The organism is Actinomadura sp. GTD37 (assembly GCF_041951365.1).
Lineage (GTDB): Bacteria > Actinomycetota > Actinomycetes > Streptosporangiales > Streptosporangiaceae > Spirillospora.
The window spans coordinates 192,196-210,516 of sequence record NZ_JBGNUS010000004.1; the positions used below are offsets into that span (position 1 = coordinate 192,196).

General features: G+C 72.7%; 13 protein-coding genes. 4 read left to right on the forward strand and 9 right to left on the reverse strand.

Annotation, left to right across the window (positions count from 1 at the left end; translation table 11 throughout):
• Positions 1-3: 3 nt before the first annotated feature.
• Positions 4-1,980 carry a phosphatase PAP2 family protein gene (locus tag ACA511_RS22545; protein WP_375026544.1) on the forward strand — a complete coding sequence of 659 codons (1,977 nt, stop codon included), beginning with the start codon at positions 4-6 and terminating at the stop codon, positions 1,978-1,980.
• Positions 1,981-2,008: 28 nt separating this feature from the next.
• On the opposite strand, the gene hpnH is transcribed toward ACA511_RS22545, so the two are convergent.
• The 6 genes from hpnH to hpnC all read right to left on the reverse strand — a co-directional run bounded on the left by hpnH (position 2,009) and on the right by hpnC (position 9,155).
• The gene (gene hpnH / locus ACA511_RS22550) at positions 2,009-3,013 is read right to left on the reverse strand and encodes an adenosyl-hopene transferase HpnH (RefSeq protein WP_375026546.1); all 1,005 of its coding nucleotides are present in this window, start codon (positions 3,011-3,013) and stop codon (positions 2,009-2,011) included.
• Entirely contained in the window at positions 3,013-4,920 is a 1,908-nt protein-coding gene (gene shc / locus ACA511_RS22555; protein WP_375026547.1) for a squalene--hopene cyclase, read from the reverse strand. Before shc ends, hpnH begins: the two co-directional genes overlap by 1 nt.
• Before the next feature lie 19 nt (positions 4,921-4,939).
• Positions 4,940-5,950: a polyprenyl synthetase family protein gene (locus ACA511_RS22560; RefSeq protein ID WP_375026548.1), complete on the reverse strand. Its 1,011-nt coding sequence runs from the start codon at positions 5,948-5,950 to the stop codon at positions 4,940-4,942.
• Positions 5,947-7,266 carry a hydroxysqualene dehydroxylase HpnE gene (gene hpnE / locus ACA511_RS22565; protein WP_375026549.1) on the reverse strand — a complete coding sequence of 440 codons (1,320 nt, stop codon included), beginning with the start codon at positions 7,264-7,266 and terminating at the stop codon, positions 5,947-5,949. Before hpnE ends, ACA511_RS22560 begins: the two co-directional genes overlap by 4 nt.
• 46 nt (positions 7,267-7,312) lie before the next feature.
• Positions 7,313-8,230 (reverse strand): phytoene/squalene synthase family protein, encoded by a 918-nt coding sequence (locus tag ACA511_RS22570; RefSeq protein WP_375026550.1) that lies wholly within the window; start codon positions 8,228-8,230, stop codon positions 7,313-7,315.
• A gap of 61 nt (positions 8,231-8,291) precedes the next feature.
• Positions 8,292-9,155 (reverse strand): squalene synthase HpnC, encoded by an 864-nt coding sequence (gene hpnC / locus ACA511_RS22575; protein ID WP_375026551.1) that lies wholly within the window; start codon positions 9,153-9,155, stop codon positions 8,292-8,294.
• 207 nt (positions 9,156-9,362) lie between these two features.
• On the opposite strand from hpnC, the gene ACA511_RS22580 reads away from it, so the two are divergent.
• Positions 9,363-10,346: a DUF2804 domain-containing protein gene (locus tag ACA511_RS22580; protein ID WP_375026552.1), complete on the forward strand. Its 984-nt coding sequence runs from the start codon at positions 9,363-9,365 to the stop codon at positions 10,344-10,346.
• On the opposite strand, the gene ACA511_RS22585 is transcribed toward ACA511_RS22580, so the two are convergent.
• Together ACA511_RS22585 and ACA511_RS22590 are read right to left on the reverse strand one after the other, a co-directional pair.
• Positions 10,309-12,129: a glycoside hydrolase family 2 protein gene (locus tag ACA511_RS22585; RefSeq protein ID WP_375026553.1), complete on the reverse strand. Its 1,821-nt coding sequence runs from the start codon at positions 12,127-12,129 to the stop codon at positions 10,309-10,311. The two genes, ACA511_RS22580 and ACA511_RS22585, sit on opposite strands and share 38 nt — an antisense overlap.
• Positions 12,126-13,430, reverse strand: coding sequence for an MFS transporter (locus tag ACA511_RS22590; RefSeq protein ID WP_375026554.1), 1,305 nt, complete (start codon positions 13,428-13,430; stop codon positions 12,126-12,128). The genes ACA511_RS22585 and ACA511_RS22590 overlap by 4 nt, the downstream gene beginning before the upstream one ends.
• A gap of 152 nt (positions 13,431-13,582) precedes the next feature.
• Between ACA511_RS22590 and ACA511_RS22595 the strand changes: the two genes are divergently transcribed.
• The gene (locus ACA511_RS22595) at positions 13,583-15,157 is read left to right on the forward strand and encodes a carboxylesterase/lipase family protein (protein WP_375026555.1); all 1,575 of its coding nucleotides are present in this window, start codon (positions 13,583-13,585) and stop codon (positions 15,155-15,157) included.
• 82 nt (positions 15,158-15,239) lie between these two features.
• On the opposite strand, the gene ACA511_RS22600 is transcribed toward ACA511_RS22595, so the two are convergent.
• The gene (locus ACA511_RS22600; protein WP_375026556.1) at positions 15,240-15,533 is read right to left on the reverse strand and encodes a DUF1905 domain-containing protein; all 294 of its coding nucleotides are present in this window, start codon (positions 15,531-15,533) and stop codon (positions 15,240-15,242) included.
• Positions 15,534-16,239: 706 nt separating this feature from the next.
• On the opposite strand from ACA511_RS22600, the gene ACA511_RS22605 reads away from it, so the two are divergent.
• Complete coding sequence (locus ACA511_RS22605; protein WP_375026557.1) at positions 16,240-17,817, forward strand: DUF222 domain-containing protein; 1,578 nt, start codon at positions 16,240-16,242, stop codon at positions 17,815-17,817.
• Positions 17,818-18,321: the final 504 nt, after the last annotated feature.

Here is an 18,321-nt window from a genome sequence, read left to right on the forward strand (position 1 = left end):
ACGATGGGCACACACGAGGCGGTGACCGCGCGGGACGCGGTCGGCACACCGGGCGGCACGGGCGGCAGGCCCCGCGCCGGGACCGAGCTGCTGCTCGGCCTGGCGCTCTTCACCGTGTACTCGCTGGTCACGATGCTGCCCGAGCAGGGACGCCGGACGGCGGCCCGCGACCACGGCGAGGCGCTCTACCGCCTGGAGCGCGTCCTGCACCTCGACGTCGAACCCGCCCTCAACGCCTGGCTCGCCCATCAGCCGGTGCTGCGCGTCCTGGCCAACTACGAGTACGCGATCACCTACATCGCGAGCGCGCTGGCGCTGCTCACATGGTTATTCATCCGGCATCCCGCGCGGTACCGGACGGCCCGGAACGCGTTCGTCCTGCTCAACCTGGGCGGTCTCGCCTGCTTCGCGCTGTTCCCCGTGATGCCGCCCCGGCTGATGCCCGACCTCGGGTTCGTCGACACCGTCACCGAGGGCCGCACCTGGGGGTCGTGGGGCTCCCCGATGGTCGAGCACGCCGACCGGTTCGCCGCCGTCCCGTCCCTGCACATGGCCTGGACGCTGTGGGTCGGCGTCGAGCTCGCCCGCGTCCAGGCCAAGCGGTGGGTGCAGTGGCTGAACGCCGCCCACATCCTCGTCACTCTCTATGTCATCCTGGCGACCGCGAACCACTTCCTGCTGGACGCGGTGGCCGCCGTTCCCTTCGTGGTGGTCTCCGTGTACATCGCTCAGCGCATCGCCCGTCCGCACGCCGCCCGCATCCAGGGCCCCGACGCGTTCTTCCTCGCGGTGGAGACGCCCGCCGCGCCGCAGCAGGCCGGCGGCGTCATCATGCTCGACACCTCGCGGGACGAGGTCGGGCGCGCCGACCTCGTCCGGGTCATCCGGGAGCGGCTGCCCGGGCTGCCCCGGTTCCGGCAGCGGCTCGTGCGGCGGGGCCGCTGGCGCCGCCCGGTCTGGCAGGACCACGACGACGTCGACTGGGAGTGGCACGTCGCCGAACGGCGCGTCGACGGCATGGCCGGCCTGCGCGCCGCCGTCGCCGAGATCCAGTCGGAGCGGCTGCCGCTCGACCGGCCGCCGTGGCGGATGGTCGTGATGAAGGGCGCCGAGCCCGGCCGCACCGCCGTCGTCTACCTGATGCACCACGTCGTCGCCGACGGCGTCGGGATCGTCGCGCAGGCGATGTACCTGATGGAGCCGCCGCCCGGCGACACCGGCGCGGGCTTCCCGCGCCGGCCGCTGCGCAAGGCGCTCGCCACCGTCCTCGGGCTCGGCCAGCTCGCCGGCGCCGTGACGCGGCCGGAGCGGCTGCCCGCCGGCGGGACGTCCGAGCGCCGGTTCGGCAGCATGCACCTCCCGCTGACGGCGGTGCGGGACGTGGGCCGCCGCCACGGCGCCCGGGTCACCGACGTCGTGCTGTGCGCGGTCGCGGGCGCGCTGAACCGCGTCGTCAGCGAGGACGACGGACGCCCCGACACCTGCCGCGTCGCCGTGCCGCTGATGATGCGGCCGCCCGGCAGCGCGATGGTGGGCAACCACACCACGGCCGTCATGGTGGACCTGCCGGTCGGGAAGATGGCCGAGCCCGAGCGCCTCGCGCTGATCGCCGAGCGCAGCCGCGTGCTGCGCTCCGGGACCCGCGCGCAGGCCGCCTGGTTCGTCATGTGGCAGGCGGGACGCGTCATGCCGGCGCCGCTGCACGCCCGGTTCGCCCGCATGTCCTACAGCGGCCGGTTCCTGCAGGGCACCGTGTCGAGCCTCCCGGGACCCGACAGGCCGCTACGGCTGGCGGGCGCGCCGCTGACCGCCGTGTACCCGATCGTCCCGCTCGCCCCCGGCGCCCCGCTCGCGATCGCCGCCCTCGGCGTCGACCGCGAGCTGTGCTTCGGCCTGTCCGCCGACCCCGGCCTCACCGGCGACGCCGACGCCTTCATGGACGCCGTCCACGACGTCATCGAGGAGCTCCGCGAGACCTGAGCCGGCGCCGTCCCTCACGCGCAGGCCCTCACACGCTGCGCACCGCGCGGAGCGACTCCTTGAGGGACCCCATCGTCGCGAACACGGCGGTGGGCTCGTAGCCGCAGTGCGCCATGCAGTTCGCGCACCGGTCGTCGCGCCCCCGCCCGTAGGCGTCCCAGTCGGTGGTGTCGAGAAGCTCCTGGTAGGTGTCGCAGTAGCCGTCGTCCATCAGGTAGCAGGGCCGCTGCCACCCCTTCAGCGAGTACGACGGGATCGCCCACGCCGTGCACCGGAAGTCGGCCTTGCCTTCGAGGAAGTCGAGGAACAGCGGCGAGTGGTTGAACCGCCAGCGCTTGCGCCGGCCGTCCGCGAACGCCTTCGCGAACAGGCTGCGGGTCTCCTGGACGCCGAGGAAGTGGTCCTGGTCGGGCGCCTTCTCGTACGCGTACGCGGGCGAGATCATCATCTGGTCGACGCCCAGGTCGTCGTTCAGGTAGTCGAGCACGTCGATGACGGACTGCGGGGTGTCGGTGTTGAACACCGTCGTGTTCGTCGTGACCCGGAACCCGCGCTCCTGGCACATCCGGACGGCCTCGACCGCCTGGTCGAACACGCCCTCCTTGCAGACGGACGCGTCGTGCCGCTCCCGCAGCCCGTCGATGTGCACGGCCCACGCGAAGTACCGGGACGGCTCGAACTGGTCGATCTTCTTCGGGATCAGCGCCGCGTTCGTGCACAGGAACACGTACCGCTTCATCCGGATCAGCTCGGCGACCAGCTCGCCGATCCGCGGGTGCATCAGCGGCTCGCCGCCCGCGATCGACACCATCGGCGCCCCGCACTCGCGGATCGCCGCGACCGCCTGCTCGACCGGCATCCGCTGCTTCAGCACGTCCGCCGGATGCTGGATCTTGCCGCAGCCCGCGCACGCCAGGTTGCACGCGTACAGCGGCTCCAGCTCGACGATCAGCGGGTACTTCGTCCGCCCCGCCAGCTTGTTGCGCAGGACGTAGCCGCCGACGCGCAGGCTCTGCCGCAGTGGCATCCCCATCAGGTGTTCTCCTTCAGGTACCGGCCCAGTGCCGAGAGCGGGAACACCAGCCGGTACAGGTGGTAGTTGATGTAGAAGTCGCCGGGGAACCCGGTGCCGGTGAAGTGGTCCTCGTCCCACGTCCCGTCCGGGCGCTGGCGGTCGACGAGCCAGCGGACGCCGCGCTCCACGGCCGGGCCGCGCTCACCGGCGGCGAGCAGCGCGAGCAGCGCCCACGCCGTCTGCGACGCGGTCGACGCCCCGTGCCCGACCCACGAGCGGTCCCGGTAGGAGCGCAGGTCCTCGCCCCAGCCGCCGTCGTCGCGCTGGTGGCGCTCCAGCCAGCCGACCGCGTCCCGGATCGCCGGCTTCTCCGGCCGGACGCCCGCCGCGATCAGCGCGGGGACGACGCTGCCCGTCCCGTACACGTGGTTGGCGCCCCACCGGCCGAACCACGAACCGTCCGGCTCCTGCGCCTTCAGCAGCCACACGACGGCCCGCTTCACCGTCAGCGAGTCGGCCATGCCGCGGTGCGACATCGCCTCCACCACGTGCGCGGTGACGTCGGCGGACGGCGGGTCGATCACCTCGCCGAAGTCGCAGAACGGCAGCCTGCGGCACAGCGCGCGGGTGTTGTCGGCGTCGAACGCGCCGAACCCGCCGTCCCGGGACGCCATCCCGGCCATCCAGCGGACGCCCCGCTCGATCGCCGGCTCCGCCTCCGGGTGCCGGACGCGGTTGAGCGCGATCACGGCCTCGGCGGTGTCGTCGGTGTCGGGGTAGCAGTCGTTGTCGAACTCGAACGCCCAGCCGCCCGGCGGCAGGCCGGGACGCCGCACCGCCCAGTCGCCGGGCCCCCGCACCTCCTCGCCGATCACCCATTCCGCCGCCCGCTCCAGGGCCGGATGCCCGGCGGGCAGGCCCGCGTCGGCGAGCGCGTTCATCGCGAGGACGGTGTCCCAGACGGGGGACTGGCACGCTTCGAGGCGCCGTCCCCGCTCGTCCCGGATCGTGAACCGCTCCAGCCCGTCCAGGCCGCGCCGGACGACCGGGTGGTCGAGGCCGTAGCCGAGCAGGTGCAGCGCGATCAGCGAGTACACCCACGGCGGCTGGATGCCGCCCCACGACCCGTCCCGCTCCTGCCGCGCGACGATCCACTCCCCGGCGCGGCGCAGCGCCGCCTCCCGCACGCCTTTCAGCGGGCGCCGCCGGGGAGCGTGCCGCTGGTGGACGTGCAGGGCCTTGTCGAGCGCCCCGAACGCCGCGCCCCAGCCGGGCAGGCCGCGCCTCCTCTCGCGCGGGACGTCGTAGTCGGGCGCCAGTTCGTCCAGCCCGAACGGCAGCGGCCGGACGGGCCGCAGCGCGCCCACCACCGCCAGCGGGACGATCGTCTGCCGCGCCCAGCACGCGAAGTCGTAGACGTTCAGCGGGAACCAGCGCGGCAGGAACACCATCTCCGGCGGCACCACGGGCAGCTCGTCCCATGACCACTGGCCGAACATCGCCAGCCAGAACCGGGTGAACACGCGGGTCGCCGGGACGCCGCCCCCGCTGCGGACGTAGGCGGCGGCGCGGACCATGTGCGCGGCGTCGGGCGGGTCCCCGGCGAGCCGCAGCGCCACGTACGCCTCGACGGTCGTGGAGAGGTCCGGCGGGCCGTCGTGGAAGTTCGACCACGTACCGTCGGCGGCCTGCCGCGACCGGATCCAGCGGGCCGTCTCGTGGGTGTCCTCGCCGGTGCGGACGCCGAGGAACTCGCGCAGCAGCAGGTCCTCGGCGTCCATCGTGACGTTGGTCTGCAGCTCGCCCTTCCACCAGCCCTCGGGGGACTGGAGCAGCAGCAGGCGGTCGCGGGCGGCGTCCAGCGCCGCGGCCGCCGTCCGGGATCCGGTGGTCTCCGGCGTTTCCGGTGTTTCCAGCGTTGTCATCTGTGTTCCCGGATCTCTCTCAGTGGTCCCGGCGGGTGACGAAGTCGGCGATGCGGAGGAACTCGGCGCGGACGGAGTCCGGCAGCCGGGCGGCGAGCAGGTGCTCGGCGGCGCGCTGGATGCGGCTCTCCGCCTCGACCTCCGCCCACGCACGCCCGCCGGCCGCCTCGACGAGCGCGGCGGTCTCGGCCAGGTCGTCCTCGGACGGCTCGGGCCGCGCGTACAGCTCGGCGAGCCGCGCCGCCTCGGGGGTCCCCGAGTTCAGCGCGGCCACGACCGGCAGCGACATCTTGCGGGACCGCAGGTCCGACATGGCCGGCTTCCCGGTCGTCGCGGAGTCGCCCCAGATGCCGAGGAGGTCGTCGACGAGCTGGAACGCGACGCCGAGGTCCGTCCCGAACGCCTCCAGCGCGGCCGCGAGGGATTCGGGGCCCCCGTCCAGGACGGCCCCGATCGAGCAGGAGCACGCCAGCAGCGCGGCGGTCTTGTCGGACGCCATGGCGACGCACTCGTCCACGCTGATCTGCCTGCGCGTCTCGAAGTCCATGTCGAGCGACTGGCCGGCGATGAGGCGGCGCGTGGCGGCGGACAGCGCGTGCGCCGCCCGCGCCGACCCCTGCCCCGGCGCCTCCAGCAGGACCTCTCCGGCGAGGGCGAGGAGCGCGTCGCCGGCCAGGATCGCGGACGCCTCGCCGAAGACCGTCCACGCCGCCGGACGGTGCCTGCGCGTCCGGTCGCCGTCCATGATGTCGTCGTGCAGGAGCGAGAACGCGTGGGTCAGCTCCACCGCGACGGCGCCCGGCAGCGCGCTCTCAGCCGGCGCCACCGCGGCCCGCGCCGACAGCAGCGCGAGCGCCGGACGCAGCGCCTTCCCCGCGGGCGCCTTGCGCGGACGGCCCTCCTCGTCCGTCCAGCCGAGGTGGTAGGCCGCGACACGGTACGTGCGCGGATCGAGCCGGCCGACGGCCGCGCGCAGCGCACCGTCGACCAGCTCGCGGACATCGGTCATCGAGACCGGAACGGCAGTCACCGGTCCCTCACCCCCTCCAGGTGGCGGCGGACCAGCCGCGCGGCCGTCAGGCCGCTGCGCACTGCTCCCTCCATCGTGTCCGGCCAGCCGGTGTCGGTCCACGCGCCGGCCAGGAACAGCCCCGGCGCCCGCGTCGCCGCGGCCGGCCGGGCCGCCCCGCTGCCGGGCCGCTGCCGGAACGTGGCCCGCCGCTCCCGCGTCACGAACAGCTCCCGGACGGCGGCGTCCCGCGCGGCCGGCAGCAGCCGCCGCAGCTCCGGGACGAACCGGGCGCGCAGCTCGGCGGTCGGCATGTCGATCCAGCGGTCGGCGGCCGACAGCGACACCGCGAGGTACTGGCCGCGGCGCAGCCCGCTCACCGCCGTCCGGTCGAACACCCACTGGACGGGCGAGGCGACGGCCGCGGCGAACGGCGCGTCCATGACCTTCCGGTCGTAGACGACGTGCACGTTCACGATCGGGCTGGCGTCCAGCTCGGGCCAGCGCAGCGGGTCCGGCAGCGCCTGCGCGGGCAGCAGCCGCGCCGCCGCCTCGTGCGGCACCGCCATGACCACCGCGTCCGCGGCCATCGGGACGCCGTCCACGACCACCTTCGGGTCGGTGGTGACGGCCTCGACCTTCGCCTTCAGCCGGACGGTCCCGCCCATCTCGGCGATGCGCCGCAGCGCCGGGCCGCCGTGCAGCTCCTCCAGCGGGACGACCGGGACACCGATGTCGGCGGCGTCGGCGCGGCCCAGCAGCGCCCGCTTGCACACCATCGCGGACAGGCCGAGCGCCGCGTCGTCCACCTCGGCGTTGAGCGCGGCGGTGATGAACAGCCCCCACAGCGCCTGCCGCGCCCACGTCCGCTGCCCGTGCTCGGCCAGCCACGTCCCCGCCGGCATCGTGTCGAGCACCGGGTCGGCGGGGTCGAGCCGGTTCAGCCCGAGCGCGGCGCGCGCCGCGCGGAGCCGGTCGGCGGGCGGTAGCGGCGCGTACCGGGCCAGCGCGGGCAGCAGGTGCAGCGGGCTCGGCAGCCGCGACCGCCGCAGCCGCGCCGCCTTCGCGCCCGGCCGCAGGACGGCGACGTCGAACCGGTCCTGCACCTCCACCAGGTGGTCGGCGCGGAGCCTGCTCAGCAGCCCCTGGTACGCCGAGCAGCACCGCAGGAACACGTGCTGCCCGTTGTCGACGCTCAGCTCGCCCCGCGTGAACGAATGCGTCGCGCCGCCCAGCCACGGCCGGGACTCGACGAGCGTGACCTGCACGCCCGACTCCTGCAGCGCGATGGCGGCGCTGATGCCGGCGAGCCCGCCCCCGACGACGACGGCGCTCACCGTGCCACCTCCGGCGCGGGCCCGGCCCCGGTCGGCTCGGCGGCGCTCACCGCTCCACCCCCGACAGCGCGCGCGCCGCCACGACGGCCTTCTGCCACGTCGGCAGCGAGACCCGGCCGTGCAGCGCGATTCCCGGGCGCTCCGCGATCGTCTCCAGGAGCCGCCGGTAGATGCCCGCCATCGCCGCCGTGCACGCGGCGCTGCGCCGGTCCAGCAGCGGCAGCAGCCGCAGCCCCTCCGCGTACCAGGCCCGCGCCCGCTCCGCCTGGAAGCCGACCAGCTCCGACAGCCGCCACGGCGGGTCGATGAACGCGCCGGACTCGTCCAGCTCCAGCGTGCAGCCGAACCGGACGAGGTCCTCCTTCGGGATGTAGATCCGCCCCGCCAGCCGGTCCTCGCGCAGGTCGCGCAGGATGTTGGTGAGCTGGAGCGCGACGCCGAGCGAGTCGGCGAGGCCCTCCGCGCGCTGCCGGCCGTCCGACCCGAACACCCCGAGCGACAGCCGCCCGACCGTCCCGGCGACGCGCTGGCAGTACCGCAGCAGGTCGTCGAACGTGTCGTAGTCGGCGCCCCGCACGTCGTTCTCGCAGCCGTCGATCAGCTCGTCGAACGCCTCCAGGGGGATCGGGTAGCGGCCCGCCGCGTCCGACAGCGCGGTCAGCACCGGATGCCCCTCCAGCTCCCGGACGTCCGCGCGCCGCCGCAGCACCTCCTGCACGGTCAGCAGCCGCTGCCGCGACCGGTCCAGCAGGTCGAGCCGCACGCAGGCCGGCTCCGGGCCGTCCCCGATGTCGTCGATGCCGCGCGCGAACGCGTAGATCGCGCTCATCGCGCGCCGTTTCGGCGCCGGCATCAGCCTGATCCCGTAGGAGAAGTTGCGGGCCTCGTCGCGCACCACGCGTTCGCAGTGCCGGTACGCCTCGAACACCTGTTCGGAACGCTCGCACGTCTCCGAAACCGTCATGGCCGTCCCTCTCTGAGCGTGCGGTGCGTCAGCGGTCGTGCGCCTCCACCCGGCGGCACCGTCATCGCCGTCCCTCTCTCAGCGTGTGCGCCCATCCGGCGGGCAGCGCGGCGTGCCGGGGGCGCAGCCGGCGCGCGAGGACGTCGTACCGCCCGCGCGCCAGGGCCGACAGCGCCGCGCGCCCCCCGGCCACGTAGCCCGCGACGGCGATCCGCGCCCACCCGGTCAGCCCCGCCATGAGCGGCGGCGCGCCCCGGTCCAGCAGCTCCGCCGCGCGGCCCGCCTCCAGTGCCAGCACGCCGCGCAGCCGCGTCGGCGTGGTCGGGCGCGCCAGGTCCTCCTCGGCGCAGCCGAACCGGCGCAGGTCCTCGCCGGGCAGGTAGACGCGCCCGTCCCGGTAGTCCTGGCCGGCGTCCTGGCAGTGCTCGATGACCTGCAGCGCCGTGCACACGTCGTCGGACGCCGCCACCAGGGCGGGCCGGTACGCGTGGAACAGGTGCAGGACGACGCGCCCCACGGGCGCGGCCGACAGCGCGCAGTAGCCCCTCAGCTCATCGAACGTCTCGTAGCGGTGGACGACCTGGTCCTGCCTGTTCGCCCGGACCAGGTCGCGGAACGGCGCCTCCGGCATCCGGTGCGCGTGCACCGTCCTCGCCAGCCGCCGTAACTGCGGCAGGTTCGGCGTCCGCCCGGCGAACACGCGGTCCAGGTCGTCGTCCACCAGGCCGAGCAGCTTGGCCCGCTGCTCCCGCGGCGCCTCGTCGCCGATGTCGTCGACCAGCCGCGCGAACCCGTAGACGGCCCGCAGGTCGGCGCGGTGCCGGCCGGGCAGCAGCCGCGCCGCCACCGGGAAGTTCTCCCGGGCCGCGAGCCGGTCCAGCGCGCGATCGTGCTCCTCGACGCTCCAGAGCGGTTCAATGATCACCTTGGAGACATCGACCGGTCCGGCACGAGAGAAACTCTGGCCAAGGTATGGACTTATTTAAACGGTGCGCCCGCCGCCCTGAACCGTTGCAGGGCCACCGGCGTCGAGGCCATGGGACAGGCCCGTTCCCGGGCCGCGCCGATTCGCCGGAAACAGCGGCGCCAGGGCAGCGGCCGGCGTCGTCGCGGCGGTCAGTAGGCTCGGGGGATGGGGACGCACGAGCGCGAGATCACCGGACCCGTCGACCTCTGCCTGCCGGACGGGCGGCTCAACCCGGACGCGGTCGGCTGGACGCGGCGGCCGCTGCACCGGGCGAACCTGCGCGGGTGGGGACGGGTGAAGCGCTGGGAGTACTGGGGCATCGTCACGCCCCGGCACATCATCGGGCTGGTGGCGTCGTCGCTCGACTACGCCGGAGTGCACGGCGTCTACGTGCTCGACCGCGAGACCGGCGAGGAGATCGGCAAGGACGCAGTGGTCCCGTTCGCGCGCGGCGCCCGGTTCCCCGACCGCAGCGGCGAGGGTGAGGCGTCCGTGCGGGGCGGCGGAGCGGCGGTCGGCGTGCGGCAGCGCCCGTCCGGGTCGCGCGTCCGGGCGCTCGCGCCGGGGCTGGTCGACCTCGACGTCGAGATCCCGCTGCCGGACGGGCACGAGTCGCTCGGCGTGGTGATCCCGTGGGGGCCCCGCCGCTTCCAGTACACGGTGAAGGACGTCGGGCGCCCGGTGCGGGGGCGGCTGACACTGCCGTCCGGCGACCACGAGATCGGGGAGGGCGCCTTCGCCGTCCTCGACCACGGGCGCGGCAAATGGCCGTACCGGATGACGTGGAACTGGGCGGCGGCCAGCGGTCCCGGCGTCTCCCTCCAGTTCGGCGGCACATGGACGGACGGCACCGGCATGACCGAGAACGCCGTGTTCGTCGACGGCCGGCTCCACAAGATCGGCGAGGAGCTGTCCTGGTCCTACGACCGGACCGACTGGCTGCGTCCCTGGACGATCGCCGGGCAGCGCGTCGAGATCGAGTTCCGCCCGTTCCACGAGAAGGTCGCGCGCACCGAGCTGGGCGTCGTCGGCACCGAGACCCACCAGTGCTTCGGGCACTTCAGCGGGCGCGTCCAGGCCGACGACGGCGCCTGGATCGACGTCGACGGGCTCACCGGGTGGGCGGAGGAGGCCCGCCAGCGCTGGTGAGGCGCGCGTTCACCGAGCGCACGAGGTCGGCGGGGAGCTTGCAGACCTCGCGGTCGTGGGTGAGGAGGCCGTTCAGCTCGTCCTCCACGTCGGAGAGCTGGGTGTAGACGGTCGCGGCGAGCCCGCGCGGGATCGCCGGGACGATCTCCCGCGCGTGCAGCCGCGCGAACGCCGCACCGAGCCGGTCGGCGGAGTGGTAGCGCTTGTAGCCGAAGTCCTTGCCGCTGAAGGCGTGGCCGTCGACCCGCAGGTTGTATCCGCCGTATTCGGACAGGACGAGAACGCGGGCGTCCCGGCGGCGCGGAACCCGGAACCTCCGGAAATAGACGTGCAGGCTGCGCAGGTCGCCGGCCCGCTGGTCGTGCCATCCGCTGGCGTGGTCGATCGTCCGCGTCGGGTCGAGCGCCCTGACCTCGGCGGCGACGGCCGCCGCGTCGAACTGGCCCCAGCCCTCGTTGAACGGCACCCAGACGGCGATGCTCACCACGTTGCGCAGATGCTCGATCGTCTCCCGCGTCTCCGCGCGGAACCGCTCGCGGGAGGCCGCGTCGGCGCGTCCGAAACGCCTGTGCCTCGTGTCGTTCAGGCGTAGCGGGGACACCGCCGGCGCCGTGACGACCTCCGGGCGGTACGGTCCGCCGCCGTTCACCATGTCCTGCCAGACGAGGATGCCGATCCGGTCGCAGTGGTGGTACCAGCGGGCCGGCTCCACCTTGATGTGCTTGCGGAGCATGGTGAAGCCCAGCCGCTTCATGGTGGCGATGTCGTGCACGAGCGCCTCGTCGGACGGCGCCGTGTACATGCCGTCCGACCAGTAGCCCTGGTCGAGGACGCCGGCGTGGAAGTACGGGCGGCCGTTCAGCAGCAGCCGCGGGACGCCGTGCTCGTCGGGACCGACGCCGAACGACCGCATCCCGGCGTAGCTCTCGACGCGGTCCGCGCCGAGTTCGACCGTGATGCCGTAAAGGAAGGGATCTTCGGGGCTCCAGGGGCGGACGTCCGCGACGGGAATCCGGACGGGCTCGTTGGCCGCCGCCTCGGCGTGCCCGACGACCTCGTCGCCCGCCCGGACCTCGATGCGGGCCGGTTCGCCCCCGGCGTCGGCGTGCACCGTCACTTCGACGCACGATTCGTCCAGGTGCGGGACGAGCGTCAGCCGCTCGACGTGCACCTCGGGGACGCACTCGATCCACACGGTCTGCCAGATGCCGGACTGGGCCGTGTACCAGATCCCGCCGCGCTTCAGCCGCTGCTTCCCCCAGCCCCGGTCACCGGTGTCGGACGGGTCCTGCACCTCGACGACGAGGGTGCCGGCGCCGTCGTCCAGCAGGTCGGTGACGTCGAAGTGGAACGGCAGGTATCCGCCCTCGTGCCGTCCGGCCTCCCGCCCGTCGACCGTCACCCGGCACACCTGGTCGACGGCGCCGAAGTGCAGCAGGACCCGGTGCCCCTCCCGACGGAACCCGTCCGGAAGGCGGACGGTCCGCCGGTACCAGAGCGTCTCGTCCGGGCGGAGCTGCCGGCCGACGCCCGACAGCGCCGACTCGGGCGAGAACGGCACGACGATCTCGCCGTCGTACTCCGCGGGGCCGGTGTTCGCGTACTCGGCGCGCTCCGCGGGTTCGGCGTGCGCGGCGGGTTCGGCGGGTTCGGTGTCCGTGAACGCGTACTCCCAGCGTCCGTTGAGGTTGAGGAAACTGTCGCGGACGAGTTGCGGCCGCGGGTACTCCGGCAGCACCGCGTCCGGATCGAGCGCCTTGCCCCACCTGGTGAGCAGCGTCATCGCACAGCCTCCCCGTGCCTCGCGTCCCGCCGGGCCAGCGCCAGCACCGGCGGGACGATCAGTACCAGCACCGCCGCCGCGGCCAGGAAGATCGCGGGCGTCGGAACGTGCTTGAGCACGCCCAGGTCCTCGTAGCGCTCGTCCGCGCCCTTGATGACGGCGGCGCCGAGCCACGGCCCCACGATCATGGGGACGAGGATGGCGAACACCATCCTGAGCCCCTGCACCTGCCCGGCCCGCCCCGGCGGCGTGAAGTCCCGGACGAGCGCGCCGACCGGCGCCAGGACGAGCATGAACCCCGACATCAGCACCAGCCCGGCCGCCATCACCGGGACCGTGGAGCGCGCGAGCGGCATCAGCAGCAGCCCCGCCGCGTACACCGCGGCCGCCGGAAGGAGGAACCGCGCCTTCCCGACCCGGTCGATGAACCGCCCGGCCAGGACGCTGACCGCCGACGCGCCCGTCAGCACGACGGCGAGGACCAGCGCGTACCCCTCGATGTTCAGGTACCGCTCCAGATAGATGATCAGATACGGGAGGAAGACCTGCGTGGAGATCCCCCACACGCACCACGCGGAGAGCGCGAGGTACAGCCCCGGGTTCTCCCGCACCGCCGCCGGACGCAGCCCGTGCACGAGCGCCCCCAGGTACCCGCCCGCGTGCCGCTCCACCGGGCGGTCCCGGACGAACACCCACGCGACCACCCCCGCCGCCGCGATGATCAGCCCGATGACGAGGAAGAACATCGACCACTGCCCGTCCCGCGTCATCCAGTCGAACCCGCCGAACACGACGAGCATCGCCATCAGCGGCATGACGGCCAGCACCGACTCGACGCGCCCCCGGTTCTCGGTCCGGGTCACGTCCGTCACCCACGCCTGGAACGCCGCGTCGTTCGCGCCCGACCCGAGGAACGACATCACGCAGTCGAGGACGATCACGCTCACCGCCGCGACCACGACCGCGTCGGCGACCGGCGCGACCGCGGCCACGGCGTCCACGCTGATCAGCCCGAACGCCGCCGTGGACAGCCCCCACACGATGTAGCCGCCGGCGATGAAGGCGCGCCTGCGGCCCAGCCGGTCCGACAGCGCGCCGATCGTCATCGTCGCCACCGTCGCCGCCACCGCGCTCGCCGCCACCATCGCGGCGATCACGTCGGGGTCGCCGCTGATCGTGTCGTAGACGAACACGTTGAGGTACATGTTCTCGACGGTCCAGGCGAGCTGGCCGACGAAGCCGAGCGCGATCAGCATCGTCCAGAGCCGTCGTCCCAGCGAGACGGTGTTTCCCGTTGTCACGGACGAGACAGTACAACCATCACTTACCCGGAGTTCTCCCCCACTGGCGGTCGTCGTCAGGGGTTGCATCCATCCTAGAATCAGTTTCTAATTTGAGTCCGGGGGTTCGGGGGATCGGGGGAGCCAGAAGCGTCACGCTGAAAGGGGGCCCTGTGAGGCTCACCGGCATCACCTCGCTCGCGTCCGTCCTCGTCCTCGCCGGGGCCGCCCCGGCCGTCGCCCAGCCGCACCCGCCGGATCCGGCCGCCGTCGTCCGCACCGACCTCGGCCTGGTGCGCGGCCAGGCCCAACCGGATCACCGGCTCTTCCAAGGCGTCCCGTACGCCGCACCGCCGACCGGAGACCTGCGCTGGAGACCGCCGCAGCCGGCGCGGCCGTGGCAGGGCACGTACGACGCCACGCTCCCGCGCAGCCAGTGCGCGCAACTCGCCCCGCCCTACGGCGGCGAGACGACCTACGGCGAAGACTGCCTCTACCTGAACGTCACCACCCCCGCCCGCGCGGACCGCCGGCACAGGCTTCCGGTCATGGTCTGGGTGCACGGCGGCAGCAACACGACCGGCAGCGGAAGCGCCTACAACGCCGCCAAGCTCGCCGCGGACGGCGACGTCGTGGTCGTCACCGTCAACTACCGGCTCGGCCCGCTCGGCTGGCTCGCCCACCCCGGCCTGGAGACCGGCGCCGACCGGCGCTACCAGGCCGGCAACTACGGCCTGCTCGACCAGCAGGCCGCCCTGCGCTGGGTGCGGCGCAACGCCGGGGCCTTCGGCGGGGACCCGGGGAACGTGACGCTGTTCGGCGAGTCCGCAGGCGCCGCGGACTCCTGCGCCAACCTCGTCTCGCCGTCCGCCGCCGGACTGTTCCACAAGGTGATCCCGCAGAGCTTCAGCTGCGCCACCCCGGTGCGCACCGAAACCTCGGCCGAGGGCGACGCGGCGACCCTCGCCAAGGCCGTGGGCTGCGACAAGGAGTCACCCGCCGCGACCGTCGCCTGCCTGCGCGCCGTGCCCGCCAAGACCCTGCTGGAGACCTTCGACGCGAAGGGGATGAGCGCGGGCCCCGTCGCGGGCGGCGACCGCGTCCTGCCGCTGCAGCCCGTACAGGCGATCGAGAAAGGCCGCTTCAACAGGGTGCCGGTCATGCACGGCAACACCCTGGACGAGATGCGCCTGTTCGTGTCGCTCATCTACCCGCGCCCCATCACGGCGGCGCAGTACGAGAGCATCGTCCGCGCCACCTACGGCGCCGACGCCGACGCGGTGCTGGCCCGCTACCCGGCGGCCGACTACCCCGACCCCAGGATCGCGCTGGCCACGATCCAGACCGACGCCGGCGGCGCCCTGTCGTCCTGCCTGCACCAGGACGCCTTCCGGCTGCTCAAGCGCGCGGGCGTCCCGGTGTACGCCTACCAGTTCGCCGACCGCACCGCTCCTCCGCTGGTCGACGTCCCCGGATTCGACGAGGGCGCCGAGCACGCCACGGAACTCACGTTCCTTTTCCCGGGCCTGATCGGTGACCTGAACCCGGAACAGGCCCGGCTCTCCGACACCATGGTCGGCTACTGGACGTCCTTCGCCCACAACGGCAGGCCGGAGGCCCGGCACGCACCGCACTGGCCCCTCCTCCGGTCGCCGGACGACGTCCTGTCCCTGGCGCCCGGTGCGAACGGCATCCACCGAACCGACACCACCAAGACCAGCAACTGCGCCTTCTGGAACGGCCTGTGACTCCGGCTCGCTCGGTGGGGCGTCCGGCGGGACGTTCGGCGATCCGTCCGGTGGGACGCTCGGCGGGACGTTCGGTGATGCGTTAGCCGAGGCGCTCGGTGAGGTGAACGGTGACGTCGTCACCGACGTCCTTGCCGAGCGCCCGGCGGATCTCGGCCTTCACCGCGAGCTTGTGATCGCCGTCGCCGAGCGCCATGAAGGAGCCCTGGAAGGGGTGTCCGTCGATGGTCCCCCTGACCTTGACGAGCCCTCGCGTCCCGAAGAACTCCGCCGACTCCGGCCAGATGACGTAGGTCCAGCCGCCCTTGGCGGAACTCTTCTGCAAGCGGGCCGTGAACTCCTTGTCGAGCTTCGTGCTCTTGGACATCGTGCTCATCTGGTTCTCCTCCTGCTGGACGGCGTGCTCCCAGATGCGGACTCCCGAAGCCAGCGAAACTCATCGACCGGCCTGGGTGGGCGCCCCTCTTCCGGTTGCAGCCGGTTGCAGCCGGTTGTGGTCGGTTGCCGCCGGTTGCGGCCTGGCGCGCTTGCTTGTGGCGTGTGCGTGGCTGAGGTCTTCTTTTTATCGGTTTAAGTGCGGTGGCTGTTGGCGGGCGGCTGAGGCGGCCTTCCGAAGGCGGGTGCGCCCGTCCATCTTGCCGTCGATAACTGTCACGTTGGTTGCGGTAGGTGGCGGGGATCAGTGTTTATCATCCGGCCCGGTGCGTGGTTGCCCTTGTTCACCGCGCTCCGCGCGCGAAGTGCGCGTTTGGGGGACCGCACCCCGCGCCCGCCTTTCCCCCAGACGCAATCCTCTACCAGCAACCGCAACCAACGTGACTTCAGCCAGCGGCTACCTGCACTGTTCGCACTGCCCGCAGGGGTCGCCTCAGCCACCCGCCTACAGCAACCACCACATACCGATAAAGCCGTGCTCGGCCCGCAACAACCGTTGGGTGATCAGCAACCGCAAGGAGCGTCCTTTTCAGTCGCGGAGGTGGAAGAAAAGGTGAGAGAAATGTGGCGTGTCCAGAATGTCCATCGAAGGCGATGGTAGGCAGCGCTACAATTGGAGGACGAATTCAGAGTGGAGGTGAGCCCCCATGTCAGTGCCCACTCAGATCATTGCTCGCCAGCGTGAATGGGACGACCGGGAGTGGTTCCCTCCCGGCCCGCAACTGGCCGTCTGCCTGTCCGGCGGAAAAGAACGCCTGGCGGATCTCACCGACGATGAACTCCTCCAGGTCGCCGCTGCGGCCCGCCGCCAGACCTCCTGGGCCCAAGCCCGGGAACTGGCCGCCATCGCCGAACTCACCCAACGCCGCACCCGCGCCGAGGACGACGGCGACCCCGACTACCGCATCCTGCCCGCCCGCGAATCGGTCACCGAAGAAATCGCCGCCGCGCTGACCGTCACCGGCAACGCCGCCGCCACGCTCGTCCACCTCGCCGAACGCCTCACCGGCCCACTCGCCGAGACCGGTGCCGCCCTGGAAACCGGACGCATCGACCTGGCCAAGGCCCGAGTCGTCAGCGACCTCACTGACAGCCTCCCCCAGCAGATCACCCAACGGGTTCAAGGCGCAGCGCTGGAGAAGGCGTCCACTCAGACGACCGGGCAACTGCGCTGCCGCATCAGACGCCTCACCCAGCGCCTCGCACCCGAGGTCGTCGAGGAACGCAAGCGAGAAGCCGTCCAGCAACGTCGGCTGGAGCTGTGGGACACCCCTTCCGGCACCACCGACCTCAGCCTGTGCGACCTGGCCGCCGAAGACGCCCACGCCATCTACAACAAGATCACCGCAGCCGCGCACGGCGTCAGGCGCGACGGCGACACGCGCCCGCTCAGCACCATCCGCGCCGACCTGGCCACCCGGCTCCTGCACGGCGCTGAACTCCCCGACGCAATCCGCGACCTCCTCGCCCAGAACGCCGCGCCCGCCGATGCCATGCGTCCCGCCCCTGGAGCCGCGTCCGACCAGCCCGGCGGCGTTCCTCCTCGACGGCTCGGTCCGGCTGAGAGCAGCGATCCACCGCGAGAGTTGGAACTGATCCAGAGTGGTGGCGGTCCGGCCGTTTCGTTCCGGGAATCTGTACCGATCGAGCCGGGCGATTCGGTTGGCTTCGGCTCCGCTGGGAGTGGTGGCGTGGTCCGCCAGGCCGCAGTTATTGCTCCAATCGCGGGAGGTCCTGGATCTGGGGCGGAGGGGCGCTCCAGGGACGAAGCCGACGTCATGGTGTTGGCGGATGTGCTGGGTCAGCGGTTGGCTCACGTGAGTGGTCGCGTTCCTTCGCGAGAGCTGCCGGGCGCGATCCGGCGGGCCGTTCAGCGCATCCAGGGTGAGCTTGCCGGAGCACGGGAGGCGGCCTGTCGCGGAGACGACGAGGTGCACGGCCGACCCGGCTACCGGCCGCCTGCCGCGATGCGGCGGCAGGTTGAGGCACGGCACGGGACCTGCGTGTTCCCGAGCTGCAACCAGCCGTCGCACCGGTGCGACCTCGACCACACGGTCCCGTGGCGGCCCGGCATCACCTGCCGCTGCAACCTGGCTCCGCTCTGCCGACGCCACCACAGGCTGAAGCAGCGCCCCGACTGGAGACTCGTCCAAGTCTGGCCCGGCCTGCTGATCTGGGTCACACCATCAGGCGGCTGGTACATCGTCCGCCCCGACCGGCCATAGCGCCGCGCCGGCCGGACGGTCCGGTGTGGCCAGGTGACCCGAGGCGCGGGTTGGTCGCTGATGTCGGCAAGAGTGACCACCATCTCGCCGAAATCGTCGCCCGTGACCCGGGTGCGCGCCGGTCTCGAAGCTTTGCGGGATCACGTGGACGACCGCGTTCGGCCGTTCCGCTACTTCGAGGAAACGGTCGCCTCGCTCGCGCTGATGAGCCGTCCCACCGCTTCGCCGGACAGCCGCGCTGGTTGCGGCAGAAACGCGCGTTCGGTCGCTGCGCGAGGGAGGGCGGCCCGGGGTGCAAGTAGCTTGATGTCGAGATAAATTGGGGATAGCTTGACGTCAAGAGAAATCCTGCGGAAGTTAGGCGGCCCTGATTGTGGGTGATGGGGCCGACTAAGGCAGGATCAAGGTAGACGAGCACCATGTCCGTCCCGCCGCGCGCCGCCCAGTGTCGGCCCAGGGGACGGGCGCACTGAAGATCAAGACGAGCGCCGCGCGCTCATGTCC

Coding starts and splice junctions, on each gene's coding strand:
- ACA511_RS22545 (WP_375026544.1), top strand. CDS start 4: ATGGGCACACACGAGGCGGTGACCGCGCGGGACGCGGTCGGCACACCG.
- hpnH (WP_375026546.1), bottom strand. CDS start 3,013: ATGGGGATGCCACTGCGGCAGAGCCTGCGCGTCGGCGGCTACGTCCTG.
- shc (WP_375026547.1), bottom strand. CDS start 4,920: ATGACAACGCTGGAAACACCGGAAACGCCGGAGACCACCGGATCCCGG.
- ACA511_RS22570 (WP_375026550.1), bottom strand. CDS start 8,230: ATGACGGTTTCGGAGACGTGCGAGCGTTCCGAACAGGTGTTCGAGGCG.
- ACA511_RS22580 (WP_375026552.1), top strand. CDS start 9,363: ATGGGGACGCACGAGCGCGAGATCACCGGACCCGTCGACCTCTGCCTG.
- ACA511_RS22585 (WP_375026553.1), bottom strand. CDS start 12,129: ATGACGCTGCTCACCAGGTGGGGCAAGGCGCTCGATCCGGACGCGGTG.
- ACA511_RS22600 (WP_375026556.1), bottom strand. CDS start 15,533: ATGAGCACGATGTCCAAGAGCACGAAGCTCGACAAGGAGTTCACGGCC.
- ACA511_RS22605 (WP_375026557.1), top strand. CDS start 16,240: ATGTCAGTGCCCACTCAGATCATTGCTCGCCAGCGTGAATGGGACGAC.